Origin of the sequence: Hydrogenophaga sp. T2 (assembly GCF_049843535.1) — a bacterium.
Taxonomy (GTDB): domain Bacteria; phylum Pseudomonadota; class Gammaproteobacteria; order Burkholderiales; family Burkholderiaceae_C; genus Hydrogenophaga; species Hydrogenophaga crocea.
The window spans coordinates 420736-436288 of record NZ_JBBHZJ010000003.1; the positions used below are offsets into that span (position 1 = coordinate 420736).

Here is a 15553-nt window from a genome sequence, read left to right on the forward strand (position 1 = left end):
GGGTCTCAGGCGGCCTGCGGCACGGCGGCCTCGATGGCGTCGGCCAGCCAGCCACGCCGGGGCGCCTGGGCTTCGGCCGGCACCACATCGATGTGCGCGCCGGCCACGCGCAGCTGCGCGGCCCCTTCCACCCACAACAACCAGGCCAGACAGGCGCTGTCGGCCGCGCCGATCGCCGACCCGGGTTCGGCGCCGAGCACGGCGGTGAGCACGGCCGGCCCGGGCAGGGCCAGCGATCCGCCCGAAGCGCTGAGGCCGAGCGCGTTCGCCAGCACACCGAGGCGTTCGTCTCCCCCGGCGGGCGGTGCACCCCAGAGGGCCCACCATTGGCGCACCTGGTCCACCAGCTGCACCGCGCGTTCGCCCTCGGCGGACAGCAGCTCGGCGTGGTCCCAGCGCCGCCAGTCGACCGCGGGCGAGGCCGCACCGGCCGCCAGCGCGGCCCGCACATACGCGTGCACCGCGGCCTCGTGGCCGCCACGGCCCAGCGCCGCGGCCACCGCCGTGAGCTGCGCGATGCGCTGGCCCAGCAGACGGGCCTGCTCCACCATGAGCTTCTCGCGCAGCAGGCCGTCGCGCTCGGCGCGCAAGGCGGCCAGCTCGAGCGCGTTGCGCAGGTCGGCGCGCAGGTGTTCGAGTTCCCAGGGCTTGGCGATGTAGCGGTAGATCTCGCCGCTGTTGATGGCCTCGATGGCCTCGCCAATGTCGGAGTACGCGGTGGTGAGCATGCGCACCACCGCGGGGTGGCGCTCGCGCGCGTGCCGCAGCAGCTCGTTGCCGCGCGCACCGGGCATGCGCTGGTCGCTCACGAGCACGGCGATCTCGCCGGCATGGGCGTCGAGCAACGCCCGGCCTTCGTCCACCGAGGTGGCGGTGAGCACCGGCGCGAGCGGACTCACGAGGCGCTCGAAGTACTTGAGCGCCATCGCCTCGTCATCGACGTACAGGATCTTGTTGCGGGTCACGGGGAAACCTCCACTGGTCTTGTCTCGGGAAACAGGAGCGTCACCGTCGCGCCGCCGCCTTCGGTGTCGCCCACGGCGATGTCGCCGCCGATCGATGTCATCACGCGCCGGCAGAACAGCAGGCCCATGCCCGTGCCGCCCGAGCCCGATGCCACGGGTTGGAGCGTGAGCCGGTCTTTCAGTTCGGCGGGCAGGCCGGGGCCGTTGTCGATCACGCGCAGGCTCGGCCGCGGCGTGCGGCACAGCGCCAGCTCGATGCGCGGGGTGGGCTGCGCCTGGCCCCGCTGGGCCTGCAGCGCGTTCTTGATCAGCGTGCAGAGCACCAGGTACAGCAGGTCGCGCTGGCGCGCGGGCACGGGGAAGTCGGCGTCGAGTGCGGTGTGCAGCCGATCGCGCTCGCCGGGCTCGAAGGGGTAGTCGTGCAGCGCCGCGCGCACCAGATCGCCGGCCGTGAGCGAGGCCTGGCTGTCGGGCCGGTAGGCCTCGCGCGCGGTGTTGACGAAGCTCGTGACCAGCGACTGCGCATACTCGGCGCGGCGCTGGGCGGCCTCGATCATGCGCAGGGTGTCGCCGGGCGCGGCGTCGGGCAGGGGCGCGCCGGTGGCGGCGTCGCCACCGCTGGCGCGGTCGCGCAGCGCGGCGAGGTAGCCGCTCACGGTGGCGAGCGGGGTGCGCACCTCGTGCGCGAGAAAACCCAGCGTCTCGCGCAGCATGGCGGCGCGGCGCTCGCCCAGCGCGCGCTCGTGGGCGCGCTGGCGCGCCGTGGCCAGGGCCTGGCGCAAGACCTGCCGCGTGAGCGGTTCGTCGAGCGGTTTCTCCAGGATGTGCTCGACCCGGCCCAGGTTCACCGCCTGCAGCGCCACGTCCTTGTCGGCGTAGGCCGACATGAGCACGCGCACCACGTGCGGGTGCGAGCCGCTGGCCGCGGCGAGCAGGTCCACGCCGGTGTGGCGCGGCATGCGGTAGTCGGTCATGAGCACCGCCACCTCGCTGCCGCGCGCGGCCAGCACCGCCAGGGCCTCTTCCATGCCGCTGGCGGTGAGCACGGTGAATTCGTCGCCATAGCGGCGCGCGAACCACTTGCAGGCCTGCGCCTCGTCGTCCACCAGCAGCACGGCGTGGGCGTCGATCGGCCCGGGCGCGTTCACACCGGCCTCCCGAGGTCGAAGTGGAACTCGGTCCAGGCGCCGTGTTCGCTGCGCACGCTCAGGGTGCCGCCGTGGCGCTGCACGATGCCATAGCTGATGCTCAGGCCCAGGCCCAGGCCGCTGCCCACGTCGCGCGTGGTGAAGAAGGGCTCGAAGACGCGTTCGAGGTTATCGGGCAGGATGCCCTGACCGTTGTCGCGCACCGTGACGTGCATGCGATCGCCCTCGATCACGGCCTTCACCACCACCTCGGGCTTGTCGCGCTGGGCCACACGCACCGCGTGCGCGGCGTTGCTCAGCAGGTTGATCATCACGCCGATCAGCGCGGGCTCGTCGCCGAGCACGTGCGTGTCCTGCGGCAAATCGAGCCGCACGGCCACGTCCTTGAGGTCGAAGCCGGCGAGCCGCACCGCCGAGCGCACCGCGTTCTCGAACAGGAAGGGGCGCAGGCTGTCGCCGCCCGGCTTCTGGTACGCAAAGGTCTTGAGGTCGGTGACGATGTTCTGGATGCGCACCAGGCCTTCGCGCGCGTCGGCCAGGCTTTCGGCGAGCATCGGATCTTGCTGGGCAGCGGGCAGCTGGCGGCCCATGTCGATGGCCATGAGGCTGAAGTTCACCGGGTTGTTCAGCTCGTGCAGCAGGCCGGCCGACAGCGTGCCGATCGCCGCCATCTTCTCGCGGTGCACCAGCTGGCCCTTGACCTCGGTAAGGGTCTGGTTGATCTCGACCAGCGACGCGTTCTTCGCGCGCACCTCGCGCTGCAGCGAGAACAGGCGCAGCCGGGCGCGCTCGTTGAACCAGGTGCACACCGCCGCCGCCGCGGCCGAGAACAGGATGAACAGCGCATTGGTGGTCAGCATGCCGGTGTGCATCACGTCATTGGCATTGAACACACAGGCCAGCAGGTACAGGCCCAGCGTGACCAGACCGAAGCTCACCGACTCGAAGAAGCTGATGGGCAGGATGATGCCCACCGCGTACAGCGCCAGGTGCAGGCCCACGAAGTAGATCGACTCGACCCCGTCGGTCTGCTGGATCATCCCGGCGATCATGGCCTGCGGCAGCAGCAGCCAGACCATGGTGAGCACGCGCACGTGGCGGCGGCCGAAGCCGGTGAACAGCAGGCCGAAGATGAACGCGGTGGCCAGCGCAACGCCCACGCGCGCGGCCAGGAATTCGCGCCAGTAGGCGGGGTAGCTCGAGAGATCGAGGCCCACACCGCCCAGCACCAGCACGATGGACGTGATGCAGCCCGCACGGCTGTAGGTGACGCGAAAGTCCGCCAGCTCTTCCTGGTAGTCCTGCGCGGCCGGCGCGTTCATGCGGTGCGCTCGGGGGTCGAAGCCGGGGACACGGCCAGGGGCGCACCAAACTCTGCGAACACGTTGACGCCGGTGTCGTCGGTGTAGAGCTCGACCGGTCCGTCGACCTCGGGAATGATCGCCCGCATCTGCGCGTGGTCGCGGTAGATCAGGTGCCACTCCAGCAGGTGCTCCATGCCGAAGCGTTCGGGGTTGTCGGCGTGCACGTTGGTCACCAGCAGACGCGCGCCCGGGTTGCAGCTGTGCAGGAAGTAGCGCATGAGCCGGTTGCAGACCTTGTCGGACAGGTAATCGAACAGGCCGGCGCAGTACACCACGTCGTGCCCTTCGCCCGGCGTCGCGGGCGCCTGGCGGGCCGGGCGCTTGAGCAGGTCGTGCACCGACTCGTGCACGTAGTCGACCGACACGCTGCGGCCATGGGCACGTGAAGCTTCCTCGATGCGCGCGCGGGTGTAGTCGAGCGTCTCGCGGCTGAAGTCGACCAGTGTGAAATGCAGGCGCGACAGGTCGCGCCCGCTGGCGAGCATGCGCTGCACCTCGATCGCCGGGCCGCAGCCCACGTTCAGGATGCGCAACGGCCGCCCTTCGCGCTCGGCCGCATCCGCCGCGCGCCCCAGAAAAGCCATGAGCAGTTCGATGCGGTTGCGGTGGGCCTGGGCCACGGCCGCGCGCAGGAACATGGCATTGACGATCTGGAAGTAGGTGCTGTTGCCCTGGCGCGGATCGCCCAGGATCTGGTTGACCATTTCGTAGTCGCCCGCGTAGCCCAGCGGCTTCGTGAAGGTGCGCCACACGAAGGGCGCACGCAGCAGCAGCGGGTGCAGCGCGGCCTGGGCAAAGGCGCGGTGCAGCGGTGCGTCTTCTTCGGGCAGGCTCGCGGCCTCGGCCTCGAGCCGCACCAGGAACTCCTTGCCCTTGACCATCAGCGGCTCGGCCATGGACGCGAACACGTCTTCCTGCAGGCGGCCATCGGGCGCCTTGGGCAGCGAGGCCGCGAGGTCGGCCTGATCGACCCAGCGGGCCGTCTCGGCGAGGAAGGCGCGAAACTCGCTGATGGCCACCTGGTACGTGTGGCGAACCTTGAATCGCTCTTCCCAGTCCTGCACGAAGCGCTGGGCTTCGTGGCGCACCTGATCGACGTTGCCGTGCGCCACGGCATTGAGGTCGGACCATTCGTCCGTGAGCGCCACCGACACCACGGCCATGAGACCGGTGTTGAGCATGCCCACCACCACGGCCTTGCCCTTGTACAGCGCCTGGTCGCCCGAGCGGATGGTGAGCTCGCTCAGCACCTCGCTCACCTGCACGATGGAGTACGGGTTGTAGATCTCCATCACCAGGGCGCGGCGCTGCACGCTGGTGAGCGTGCCCCGGGCCGCTTCACCCTGGCTGTTGCGAAAAGAAATGGCTGGATCGTAGGGGCGCTGGAATTGCACGGCTGATCTGATCTGCGGACGTTGTTCAGGCGTCGCGGATCCCGCGCCGAACCAGAGGCGAGTGTAGTGAAGACCTCGCCCCCTGTTTCAACTTCTTGCTCACGCCTGCGTGAGCAGGCCGTTCACGCGCCGCACATAGGCCGCCGGGTCTTCGGGCAGACCGCCCTCGGCGAGCAGCGCCTGATCGAACAGCACCTGCGCGAGGTCGTCGAAATGGGCCGAGCCCTCGAGGCGCTTGACCAGCGGGTGGCCGGCGTTGATCTCGAGGATGGGTTTGACCTCGGGCGCCTGCTGACCGGCCTGCTTGAGCAGGCGCGCGAGCTGCAGCGAGTAGTCGCCGTCGGCCACCACCAGGCAGGCCGGCGAGTCGACCAGGCGCGAGCTCACGCGCACGTCCTTGGCCTTGTCCTTGAGGCTTTCGCGCAGCTTCTCGAGCACCGGCTTGAAGCCCTCGGCCGCTTCCTCCGCGGCCTTGCGCTCCGCTTCGTCCTGCAGGTCGCCCAGGTCGACCGCGCCCTTGGCCACGCTCTGCAGCGGCGTGCCGTCGAACTCGGTCAGGAAGGACAGCGCCCACTCGTCCACGCGGTCGGCCATCAGCAGCACCTCGATGCCCTTCTGGCGGAACAGCTCGAGCTGCGGGCTGTTGCGGGCGGCGGCCAGGGTCTCGGCCGTGAGGTAGTAAATGGCCTTCTGGCCGTCCTTCATGCGCGCCTTGTAGTCGGCGAGCGCGGTGGTGTCGGTCTGCGTGGTGCTTGCAAAGCGCAGCAGTTTGGCGATCTTGTCGCGGTTGGCGAAGTCTTCGCCCAGGCCTTCCTTGAGCACGGCGCCGAAGGCGGCATAGAACTTCGCGTACTTCTCGCCGTCCTTGCTGAGCTCGTCGAGCATGGCGAGCACGCGGCGCGTATTGCCCTCGCGGATGGCGCGCACGTCGCGGCTTTCCTGCAGCAGCTCGCGGCTCACGTTGAGCGGCAGGTCGGCCGAGTCCACCACGCCCTTGACCCAGCGCAGGTAGGCCGGCATGAGGCTCTCGGCCTCGTCCATGATGAACACGCGTTTGACGTAGAGCTTGATGCCGGCCTTGCGGTCGCGGTTCCACAGGTCGTGCGGCGCGTGCGCGGGGATGTAGAGCAGCTGCGTGTACTCGGTGCTGCCTTCCACGCGGTTGTGGCTCCAGGCCAGGGGCGCCTCGCTGTCGTGGCTCAGGGTCTTGTAGAACTCGGTGTACTGCTCGTCGCTCACGTCCTTCTTGGGGCGCGACCAGAGCGCGTTGGCCGAGTTGATGGTCTCCCACTCGGGCTTGGTCACGTACTCGCTCTTCTCGGCGTCCCAGGTCTCGGCCTGCATGCGGATGGGCAGGCTGATGTGGTCGCTGTAGCGCTCGATGATGGTCTTGAGCTTCCAGTGGTTGAGGTACTCGGTCTTGTCCTCGCGCAGGTGCAGGATGACGCTGGTGCCGCGCTCGGCGCGCTCGATCGCCTCGACCTCGAAGTCGCCGCTGCCGCCGCTGCTCCAGCGCACGCCCTCGGCCGCGGGCAGGCCCGCGCGGCGGCTCTCCACCACGATGCGGTCGGCCACGATGAAGCCCGAATAAAAGCCCACGCCGAACTGGCCGATGAGCTGGGCGTCGGACTTCTGGTCGCCGCTCAACTTGCTCACGAAATCGCGCGTACCGCTCTTGGCGATGGTGCCCAGGTGGTCGATCGCCTCCTGCGCGCTCATGCCGATGCCGTTGTCGGTGATGGTGATGGTGCGGGCGGCCTTGTCGAAGGCCACGCGCACCTGGAGCTCGGGCGCGTCCTCGTAGAGCGCGGCGTTGTTCAGGGCCTCGAAGCGCAGCTTGTCGCAGGCGTCCGAGGCGTTGGAGACCAGCTCGCGCAGGAAGATGTCGGGGTTGGAGTACAGCGAATGCGTCACGAGGTGCAGCAGCTGGGCCACCTCGGCCTGGAAGGAATGGGTCTGTTTGCTCATGGCTGGAATGGTGAGGGAGAGGGAAAACGCCCGCCTGGGCACAAGCCGCGGCGCATCTGGGGATGCGGCCCAGGTTTTTCAAGAGCCGGGTACGCCGCCCGCGCGGCTCACCCGGCCGACGCGTCGGGTGGCGCCAGCCAGCGCCGCAACTGATCGGCCACGGCGGGGCTGGACAGGAGGTCGAGATGGCCGGTGCGGTAGACCACGCGCTGGTTGCCGCGCGCGAAGACGAGCCGGCGCGCGGGGTCGTCGTGCTCGCCCAGCGCGCTGCGCAGCGGCACCAGGCCGTCGCCCACCAGCCGGTCGGCCAGCAGGTCGCGGCGCGAAGCCAGGCAGGCCGCGATGGCCAGGCAGACCACGCCCTCGGGCAGCGGCAGGGGCGCCTCGGGCGCGGCCTCGTCGGCAGCGCGCACCTGGCCGTGGCGCAGGTCGGTGATGCCCGCGCTGCGCAGCCGGCCCAGGCGCGCCAGCGGGGCCGAGAACGGCGACGAGGCGAGCAGCAGATCGGCGCCATGGCCCGCGCGCTCCAGCGGTGCGCCGTGGTGCGGCGTGCCCAGGAACACCAGGTGGCGCACCCGGTGCGGCCAGCGGTGTCCGGCGCGCTGCCCCGCGTGCATGGCACTGCGCGCCAGCAGGCCACCCATGCTGTGGCCGACCAGCGTGATGCCCTGCAGCGCTGCCGGCCAAACCGACAGCAGGCACTCCAACCGCTCGGCCAGCGCGCGGCCGTTGGCCGCGATCGGCAGGCCGCTGTTGTAGCGCAGGTGCACGGGCGTGGCCTGCAGCGCCTGGGCCAGCACCTCGGTGTGGTCGTGGCCGCCGCGGCGCCACTGCAGATCGTTCATGCACAGGCCGTGCAGCATCAGCAGCAGGTGGGGCGTGGGGCGCTGCAACCGCAACGCGGCGGGGTCGGCCGGGCCGTCGACGCGCAGCGGCAGCACGCGCCCGCCCTCGCGCAGCTCCATGGGCTGGGCCAGGCCGTTGCCCAGCGCCACCAGGCGGTCGCCGAGCACGCCATTGAGCGCTGCCAGCACGGCCTCGCGCGCGGGCGAGTCGGCGTCGGCCTCGGCGGGCCGGTCGAGCAAGGGCAGCAGCGCACGCAGCGCGCCGTCGATGCCGCTGCCCAGGCCATGCGCGACGCCACGCACGGCGCCGTACACGCGCCCGGTCAGGCCGCCGGTGCGCCCCTCGGCCGCGCCCGCGGGCAGGCCGACGCGGTGCCGCACGGCCTGGTGCACGCCCTCGGTGATGCCGATGACGCCCAGCGTGGCCTGGGTGGCCAGCTGGGCCAGCGCGCGCAGGTCGCCCGCACGCAGGTGCCGCGGCCGGCCGGGTGGGGGGGGTGAGGGTGGGCGGGCCATGGCCCATTGTGGCCACGCGCCTCCCGCGGCCCTGAGCCCGTCAGACCGGCGGTGTCAGAAGTGCTCGTCGGGCTGCAGGTAGCGCCACTGACCCGGCGGCAGCTTGCCCAGCAGCACGCGGCCGATGCGCACGCGCTTCAAGCCCACCACGTGCAGGCCCACGGCCTCGCACATGCGGCGGATCTGGCGCTTCTTGCCCTCGGTGAGCACGAAGCGCAGCTGCTCGGGGTTGAGCCAGTCGACCTGGGCCGGTTTGAGCGGCTGGTCGTCGAGCGACAGGCCGTGGCGCAGCAGGGCCAGGCGCTCGGGCGGGAACACCGACTGCACGTCCTGCTCCACCACGCCGGGCGCGCGCGGGCCGTTGGGGGCCCACACCACGCGCACCAGGTACTCCTTTTCCACACCACTGTCTTCGCCGATCAGGGCGCGCGCCACGCGGCCGTCCTGGGTCAGCACCAGCAGACCGGTGGAATCGATGTCGAGCCGGCCCGCAGGCGCCAGGCCCTTGAGCTGCGCGGGCGAGAAGCGGCGCGGGCCGCGGTCTTCTTTCCAGCGGCTGCGCGACTGCACCAGCGAGACCGCGGCGGGGTGGCCGTCTTCGGGCTGGCCGCTCACGTAGCCCATGGTCTTGTGCAGCAGGATGGTCACGCGCTCGCCCTGCGATTCCCGCGCCTCGGGCAGGATCTCGATGCGGGCGTCGTCGCGCACCGGCTGGCCCATCTGGGCCACCTGTCCGTCCACCAGCACCCAACCCTGGCCGATCCAGTCGTCGGCTTCGCGGCGCGAGCACAGGCCCAGTTCGGCCATGCGCTTGTTCAGGCGCGTGCCTTCGCGCGGCGGCAGGGGCTCGCGCGCCGCCGCGGGCGGCGGCGGGGCGGCGGAGCGGGCCAGCACGGCCAGCGCCCGGGCCCGCGCCTCGGCGGGATCGATCGGAGCGGCCGGCGTGGCCTGGGGTGTGGTCTTGCGTTTCGGGGCCGCGGCGGGCGGGGCCGCGGGGGTCGAGCGGGGCGCGGCCGGGGGCGCGGGCGGCTGGGCCGCGCTCATGGGCCGGGCGCGCGCCGGCCCCCGCGGCCGCACCGGCGGGCGGCGCGGGGCACGGGGGTCGGCGGGCGGCTGGGGCGCCGCGGGTTTGAGGGACAGGGTGCGCTTGGGGGAATCGGAGGCCATGGCGGGATTGTCCGCTCACCGCCCCCGGTTCAGCCCGTCACTCAGCCCTTGGTGGCCTTGATGGCGCGTTCGTGCGCGGCCTTGGCGTCGGCCTTGCACACCTTCTCGGCGTCGCCGGCCTGGTCTTCGCACTTCTCCTTGGCGATCGCGTAGGCCGTGTCGGCCTTCACCTCTTCGAGCTTGCGCGCATGGCCCGGCGAGGGCTTGTACTGGTTCTCGAGCTCGGCCTTTTCCACGCGCTCCTTGCCCTTGGCCTCTTCCTGGCAAACGTCCTTGGCGTTGTCCTTCAAGGTGTCGCAGGCCTTCTTGGCGTTCTTGTGGTTCATCTCGATGCGCTCTTTGGCCGCGTTGTATTCGGCCTTGGTCATGGCCGCCGAGGCCGGTGCGGTCTGCGCGGCGGCGATGGCCGAAGCGGCACACAGGGCGAGGGCGGTGAGGGTCTTGGTGGTCATGTGGGCCTCCGGTGGTTGCTGAGGCCCCATCTTCGGCAGCGGGTGGGGGCCGCGCCGTCGGACAAACGCGGCGCGCCGTGTAGGAGAAGCCCACCGTGCCGGCGCGCTCTGCACCTACCCCAGATCGCCCGAGCGCAGCGCCTGCAGATCGAGCACGCGCAGCCCGCCGTACTCGATGCGGATCCAGCCCTTGGCCTGCAGCGTGCGCAGCGCCTCGTTCACGCGCTGGCGCGACAGGCCCACGAGGTAGGCCAGCTCCTGCTGCGTGATGCGCAGCACCCCGCCAACGTTGGGTGAGAGCAGCGGATGGAACAGCGCGGCCAGGTTGCGCGCCACGCGCAGGTCGGGGTTGTTGAGGCGGTCGATCTCGCGCGCCGCGATGAACTGGCCCAGGCGCTCGTTGAGCTGGTGCATCACGAAGCGGTTGAAGCCGATCGAGTGGTCGAGCAGCCAGTCGAAGGTCTCCACCGGCAGGCCCGCGATCAGGCTCGGCCGCAAGGCCTGGATGTTGTAGCGGTAATGCTCGTGCTTGAGCACCGTGCCCTCGCCGAACCAGCCGCCCGGGGCCACGCCCGTGAAGGTGATGGCCGGGCCCTGCGAGTCGTCGTTGCTCATCTTGAGCAGGCCGTCGATCAGGCCGAACCACAGCGTCACGGGCCGGCCGAAGCGGCAGATGGTGTCGCCCGCCTCGGCCATGCCCACCTCGAGCGCATCGATCGCGCGATCGCGCGCCTCGCCCGAGAGTTGCGGCAACCAGGGGATGCTGTCGAGCTCGGCCACCGTGGGCCGACGCGCGCGTTCGCGGATGGAGCCGCGCCGGGCAGGGAACATGGGGAAAGTCCTAGCAGGGTAGACCCTGGATTGTCGTCGAACCGACAACACGACGTCAAAGCGGCGCCTACCATGCGCAGCAACGGATCCCGCACAGGAGACACACGGCATGCAGTCCACGTTCCCCCAGCGCCTGCTGGAGCACGCCCGGCAACGGCCCGACGCGCCGGCCATGCGCGAGAAGGAGTACGGCATCTGGCAGACCACGAGCTGGTCGCAGATGGCGCAACTCGTCGAGGCGGTCGCCTGCGGCCTGCACCAGGCCGGGCTGCAGCGCGGCGAGCACCTGGTGGTCATCGGGGCCAACCGCCCGCGCCTGTACGCCGCCATGCTGGCCGCGCAGTCGCTGGGCGCCATCCCCGTGCCGCTCTACCAGGACGCGGTGGCCGCCGAGTGCGTGTTCCCGCTCACCAACGCCGAGGTGCGCTTCGCCATCGTCGAAGACCAGGAACAGGTCGACAAGATGCTCGAGGTGCGCGAGCAGTGCCCGGCGCTGACCCACGTGTACTACGACGACCCGCGCGGCCTGCGCAACTACGACCAGCCCGGCCTGCACAGCCTGGACGCGCTGATCGAGGCCGGCCGCACGCACGCCCAGGCCCACCCCGGCCTGTTCGCGCAGCAGGTGGCCCAGGGCCAGCCCGACGACGTGGCCGCCATGTTCTTCACCAGCGGCACCACGGGCAACCCCAAGGGCGTGGTGCACACCCACCGCTCGCTGCTCGACCGCGCGGCCGCGGGCTCGCGCTTCGACAAGCTCGGCCCACAGGACGAGGTGCTGGCTTACCTGCCGCCGGCCTGGGTCGGCCAGAACATCTTCTCGTACGCGCAGTGGCTGGTCACGGGCTACGTGGTGAACTGCCCCGAGAGCAGCGGCACCGTCACCATCGACCTCAAAGAGATCGGCCCCACCTACTACTTCGCGCCGCCGCGCGTGTTCGAGGGCCTGCTCACCAGCGTGATGATCCGCATGGAAGACGCGGGCGCGCTCAAGCGCAAGCTGTTCCACACCTGCATGGCGCTCGCGCGCCGCGTGGGCCCCGACCTGATGGACCGCAAGCCCGTGGGCCTGCTCGACCGCCTCAAGTACCGCCTGGGCGACTGGCTGGTCTACGGCCCGCTGCGCAACAACCTGGGCCTGAGCCGCGTGCGCGTGGCCTACACCGCGGGCGAGGCCATCGGCCCCGACCTGTTCAGCTTCTACCGCTCCATCGGCATCAACCTCAAGCAGCTCTACGGCTCCACCGAGACCGCGGTGTTCGTCTGCCTGCAGCCCGACAACGAGGCCCGCGCCGACACCGTGGGCGTGCCCTGCGAGGGCGTGGAGATCAAGCTCAGCGAGAGCGGCGAGATCCTGGTGAAGTCGCCTGGTCTGCTCAAGGGCTACTACAAGAACCCGCAGGCCACGGCCGAGGTGCTCACCGCCGACGGCTGGTACCACACCAGCGACGCCGGCTTCATCGACGCCAGCGGCCACCTGAAGATCATCGACCGCGTGAAGGACGTGGGTCGCCTCAAGGGCGGCGCGCACGACGGCGCCATGTTCGCGCCCAAGTACGTCGAGAACAAGCTCAAGTTCTTCTCGCACATCAAGGAAGCCGTGGCCTTCGGCGACCAGCGCGAGAAGGTCTGCGTGATGATCAACATCGACTTCGAGGCCGTGGGCAACTGGGCCGAGCGCCGCAACCTGCCCTACACCGGCTACACCGACCTCGCGAGCAAGCCCGAGGTGTACGCGCTGATCCAGGAATGCGTGGAGCAGGTCAACGCCGACCTGGCGCGCGACACGCTGCTCGCGGGCAGCCAGATCAGCCGCTTCCTGGTGCTGCACAAGGAGCTCGACGCCGACGACGGCGAACTCACGCGCACCAACAAGGTCCGCCGCGGCTTCATCGGCGACAAGTACCAGGTGCTGGTCGACGCGCTCTACGGCGGCCAGAGCGAGCAGTACATCGAAACCCAGGTCAAGTTCGAGGACGGCCGCACCGGCTCGGTCAGCGCCACGCTGCAGATCCGCGACGCCAAGACCTTTGCCCCCGTGAAGGCCGCTGCATGAGCGATAGCAAGAAGATCGGCGAGGTCATCCTCGACGTGAAGAACATCAGCCTGCGCTTCGGCGGCGTCAAGGCCCTGACCGACATCAGCTTCAACGTGCGCGAGCACGAGGTGCGCGCCATCATCGGCCCCAACGGCGCCGGCAAGAGCTCCATGCTCAACTGCATCAACGGCGTGTACCAGCCGCAAGAGGGCTCGATCAGCTTCCGCGGCCAGACCTTCAAGCACATGAACAGCCGCCAGGTGGCCGAGATGGGCATCGCGCGCACCTTCCAGAACCTGGCGCTGTTCAAGGGCATGAGCGTGATCGACAACATCATGACCGGGCGCAACCTGCGCATCAAAAGCGGTCTGTTGTCGCAGGCGTTCCGCAACCCCTTCGGCCTGGGCGGCGCGCAGAAGGAAGAAGAACAGCACCGCGAGTTCGTCGAGCACATCATCGACTTCCTCGAGATCCAGGCCTACCGCAAGACGCCCGTGGGCACCCTGCCCTACGGCCTGCAAAAGCGCGTCGACCTGGGCCGCGCGCTCGCCATGGAGCCGCGCATGCTGCTGCTCGACGAGCCCATGGCCGGCATGAACCTCGAGGAGAAGCAGGACATGAGCCGCTTCATCCTCGACGTCAACGACGAGTTCGGCACCACCATCGTGCTGATCGAGCACGACATGGGCGTGGTCATGGACATCTCCGACCGCGTGGTGGTGCTCGACTACGGCAAGAAGATCGGCGACGGCACCCCGCAGGAGGTGCGCAGCAACGAGGAGGTCATCAGCGCCTACCTCGGCACCTCCCACTGAGGCAACAGACCATGGCTTTCTTCCTCGAAGCACTTTTCGGCGGCCTCATGGCCGGCATGCTCTATTCGCTCGTGGCGCTGGGCTTCGTGCTCATCTTCAAGGCCTCGGGCGTCTTCAACTTCGCGCAGGGCGCGATGGTGCTGTTCGCGGCGCTCGCGATGGCGCGCTTCGCCGAGTGGGTGCCGCAGTGGATCGGCATCGACAACCGCGTGCTCGCCAACGTCATCGCCTTCGTGCTCGCGGGTGCGCTGATGTGGGTCGTGGCCTGGCTGATCGAACGCCTGGTGCTGCGCCACCTGGTGAACCAGGAGGGCGTGACGCTGCTCATGGCCACGCTGGGCATCACCTACTTCCTCGACGGCCTGGGCCAGACCCTGTTCGGCTCCAACATCTACGCCATCAACGTGGGCATGCCCAAGGACCCGGTGTTCCTGTTCGAGAGCACCTTCCAGGGCGGCGTGCTCGTGAACCTCGAAGACGTGTACGCGGCCTGCATCGCCGCGCTGCTGGTGGCCACGCTCTCGCTGTTCTTCCAGAAGACCAGCACCGGCCGCGCCCTGCGCGCCGTGGCCGACGACCACCAGGCGGCGCAGTCCATCGGCATCCCGCTCAACCGCATCTGGGTGATCGTGTGGTTCGTGGCCGGCATCACCGCGCTGGTGGCCGGCATCATCTGGGGCTCCAAGCTCGGCGTGCAGTTCTCGCTCACCACGCTGGCGCTGCGCGCCCTGCCCGTGGTGATCCTGGGCGGCCTCACCTCGGTGCCCGGCGCCATCATCGGCGGCCTGATCATCGGCGTGGGCGAGAAGCTCTCCGAGGTCTACATCGGCCCCTTCGTGGGCGGTGGCATCGAGATCTGGTTCGCCTACGTGCTGGCCCTCGTCTTCCTCCTCTTCCGCCCGCAAGGTCTGTTCGGCGAGAAGATCATCGACCGCGTCTGAGGTACTGACACATGTTCTACAGGGAAAACGGTCAGTTCAAGACCTCCTACCGCGCCGACCAGCAGATCTTCCCGATCGCACAGGACCGCTGGCTCATCCTCGCGCTCATCGCCTTCGCCTTCCTCGCGGTGCCCATGCTCGCGAGCGACTACCTGATGCGCGCGATCCTGATCCCCTTCCTGATCATGTCGCTCGCCGCGCTCGGGGTGAACATCCTCGTGGGCTATTGCGGCCAGATCACGCTGGGCTCGGGGGCCTTCATGGCGGTGGGCGCCTACATGGCCTACAACTTCTTCGTGCGCATTCCCGGCATGCCGCTGATCCCGGCGCTGCTGCTCGGTGGCCTGTGCGCCACCGTGTTCGGCGTGCTGTTCGGCCTGCCCAGCCTGCGCGTGAAGGGCCTGTACCTCGCGGTGGCCACACTGGCCGCGCAGTTCTTCGCCGACTGGATGTTCCTGCGCGTGAAGTGGTTCGTGAACGACTCGCCCTCGGGCTCGGTGTCGGTGAACAACCTGCAGGTCTTCGGCCTGCCGATCGAGAGCGCGGTGAGCAAGTACCTGTTCTGCCTCGCGGTGCTGGTGGTGCTCGCGCTGCTCGCGAAGAACCTGGTGCGCTCGGCCATCGGCCGCGAGTGGATGGCCATCCGCGACATGGACGTGGCCGCGGCGGTGATCGGCATCCGCCCCATGTACGCCAAGCTCACGGCCTTCGCGGTGAGCAGCTTCATCATCGGCGTGGCCGGCGGCCTCTGGGCCTTCGTCTACCTGGGCGCCTGGGAACCGGCCGCCTTCGGTGTCGACGTGTCCTTCCGCCTGCTGTTCATGGTGATCATCGGCGGCCTGGGCTCGATCATGGGCGCCTTCTTCGGCGCCGGCTTCATCGTGGTGCTGCCCATCGTGCTCAACCAGGTGCTGCCCGAGATCGCCGGCCTGTTCGGCATGACCATGTCCACTGCCGCGGTCTCGCACGTCGAACTCATGGTGTTCGGCGGCCTGATCGTCTGGTTCCTGATCGTCGAGCCGCACGGGCTGGCTCGTCTGTGGTCCATCGGCAAGCAGAAGCTGCGCCTGTGGCCCTTCCCGCACTGAGCAAGCCCGCTCCCGTTTTTC

Annotated in this window: 13 protein-coding genes; 4 read left to right on the forward strand and 9 right to left on the reverse strand. The window is 69.7% G+C overall.

The features are described 5' to 3' along the window. Positions 1-5: 5 nt before the first annotated feature. The 9 genes from WDZ95_RS09030 to WDZ95_RS09070 form a co-directional block, all read right to left on the reverse strand. On the reverse strand, positions 6-965 hold the full coding sequence (locus WDZ95_RS09030; protein ID WP_425777862.1) for a response regulator: 960 nt from the start codon (positions 963-965) through the stop codon (positions 6-8). Further along, positions 962-2113, reverse strand: a complete 1152-nt coding sequence (locus WDZ95_RS09035) for a hybrid sensor histidine kinase/response regulator (protein WP_425777864.1) — start codon at positions 2111-2113, stop codon at positions 962-964. Before WDZ95_RS09035 ends, WDZ95_RS09030 begins: the two co-directional genes overlap by 4 nt. Next, positions 2110-3435, reverse strand: coding sequence for a sensor histidine kinase (locus WDZ95_RS09040; protein WP_425777866.1), 1326 nt, complete (start codon positions 3433-3435; stop codon positions 2110-2112). Before WDZ95_RS09040 ends, WDZ95_RS09035 begins: the two co-directional genes overlap by 4 nt. Next, the gene (locus WDZ95_RS09045) at positions 3432-4871 is read right to left on the reverse strand and encodes a class I SAM-dependent methyltransferase (RefSeq protein ID WP_425777868.1); all 1440 of its coding nucleotides are present in this window, start codon (positions 4869-4871) and stop codon (positions 3432-3434) included. The genes WDZ95_RS09040 and WDZ95_RS09045 overlap by 4 nt, the downstream gene beginning before the upstream one ends. A 99-nt stretch (positions 4872-4970) precedes the next feature. Next, on the reverse strand, positions 4971-6839 hold the full coding sequence (htpG, locus tag WDZ95_RS09050) for a molecular chaperone HtpG (RefSeq protein WP_425777870.1): 1869 nt from the start codon (positions 6837-6839) through the stop codon (positions 4971-4973). A 107-nt stretch (positions 6840-6946) separates the two neighbouring features. Next, a complete protein-coding gene (locus tag WDZ95_RS09055; RefSeq protein WP_425777871.1) occupies positions 6947-8200 on the reverse strand; it encodes an alpha/beta hydrolase in 1254 nt (417 codons plus the stop codon). Positions 8201-8254: 54 nt separating this feature from the next. Further along, on the reverse strand, positions 8255-9367 hold the full coding sequence (locus WDZ95_RS09060; protein WP_425777873.1) for a pseudouridine synthase: 1113 nt from the start codon (positions 9365-9367) through the stop codon (positions 8255-8257). A 41-nt stretch (positions 9368-9408) separates the two neighbouring features. After that, positions 9409-9819 (reverse strand): hypothetical protein, encoded by a 411-nt coding sequence (locus WDZ95_RS09065; protein ID WP_425777875.1) that lies wholly within the window; start codon positions 9817-9819, stop codon positions 9409-9411. 114 nt (positions 9820-9933) lie between these two features. Further along, positions 9934-10650 carry a Crp/Fnr family transcriptional regulator gene (locus WDZ95_RS09070; protein WP_425777877.1) on the reverse strand — a complete coding sequence of 239 codons (717 nt, stop codon included), beginning with the start codon at positions 10648-10650 and terminating at the stop codon, positions 9934-9936. Between the two features lie 109 nt (positions 10651-10759). Here WDZ95_RS09070 and WDZ95_RS09075 point away from each other — a divergent pair, with 109 nt between their 5' ends. Genes WDZ95_RS09075 through WDZ95_RS09090 form a run of 4 tightly spaced genes read left to right on the forward strand, consistent with a single transcriptional unit; the run spans position 10760 to position 15532 of the window. Next, positions 10760-12706 carry an AMP-dependent synthetase/ligase gene (locus WDZ95_RS09075; RefSeq protein WP_425777879.1) on the forward strand — a complete coding sequence of 649 codons (1947 nt, stop codon included), beginning with the start codon at positions 10760-10762 and terminating at the stop codon, positions 12704-12706. Next, positions 12703-13503, forward strand: coding sequence for an ABC transporter ATP-binding protein (locus tag WDZ95_RS09080; RefSeq protein ID WP_166227805.1), 801 nt, complete (start codon positions 12703-12705; stop codon positions 13501-13503). Before WDZ95_RS09075 ends, WDZ95_RS09080 begins: the two co-directional genes overlap by 4 nt. 11 nt (positions 13504-13514) lie before the next feature. Continuing rightward, positions 13515-14444 carry a branched-chain amino acid ABC transporter permease gene (locus tag WDZ95_RS09085; protein ID WP_166227807.1) on the forward strand — a complete coding sequence of 310 codons (930 nt, stop codon included), beginning with the start codon at positions 13515-13517 and terminating at the stop codon, positions 14442-14444. An 11-nt stretch (positions 14445-14455) separates the two neighbouring features. Next, the gene (locus tag WDZ95_RS09090) at positions 14456-15532 is read left to right on the forward strand and encodes a branched-chain amino acid ABC transporter permease (protein ID WP_166227809.1); all 1077 of its coding nucleotides are present in this window, start codon (positions 14456-14458) and stop codon (positions 15530-15532) included. Positions 15533-15553 lie beyond the last annotated feature (21 nt).

Excerpts from the sequence above, each read along its gene's own strand:
- WDZ95_RS09040 (WP_425777866.1), bottom strand. The coding sequence starts at position 3,435 with ATGAACGCGCCGGCCGCGCAGGACTACCAGGAAGAGCTGGCGGACTTT.
- htpG (WP_425777870.1), bottom strand. The coding sequence starts at position 6,839 with ATGAGCAAACAGACCCATTCCTTCCAGGCCGAGGTGGCCCAGCTGCTG.
- WDZ95_RS09055 (WP_425777871.1), bottom strand. The coding sequence starts at position 8,200 with ATGGCCCGCCCACCCTCACCCCCCCCACCCGGCCGGCCGCGGCACCTG.
- WDZ95_RS09060 (WP_425777873.1), bottom strand. The coding sequence starts at position 9,367 with ATGGCCTCCGATTCCCCCAAGCGCACCCTGTCCCTCAAACCCGCGGCG.
- WDZ95_RS09065 (WP_425777875.1), bottom strand. The coding sequence starts at position 9,819 with ATGACCACCAAGACCCTCACCGCCCTCGCCCTGTGTGCCGCTTCGGCC.
- WDZ95_RS09070 (WP_425777877.1), bottom strand. The coding sequence starts at position 10,650 with ATGTTCCCTGCCCGGCGCGGCTCCATCCGCGAACGCGCGCGTCGGCCC.
- WDZ95_RS09075 (WP_425777879.1), top strand. The coding sequence starts at position 10,760 with ATGCAGTCCACGTTCCCCCAGCGCCTGCTGGAGCACGCCCGGCAACGG.
- WDZ95_RS09080 (WP_166227805.1), top strand. The coding sequence starts at position 12,703 with ATGAGCGATAGCAAGAAGATCGGCGAGGTCATCCTCGACGTGAAGAAC.
- WDZ95_RS09085 (WP_166227807.1), top strand. The coding sequence starts at position 13,515 with ATGGCTTTCTTCCTCGAAGCACTTTTCGGCGGCCTCATGGCCGGCATG.
- WDZ95_RS09090 (WP_166227809.1), top strand. The coding sequence starts at position 14,456 with ATGTTCTACAGGGAAAACGGTCAGTTCAAGACCTCCTACCGCGCCGAC.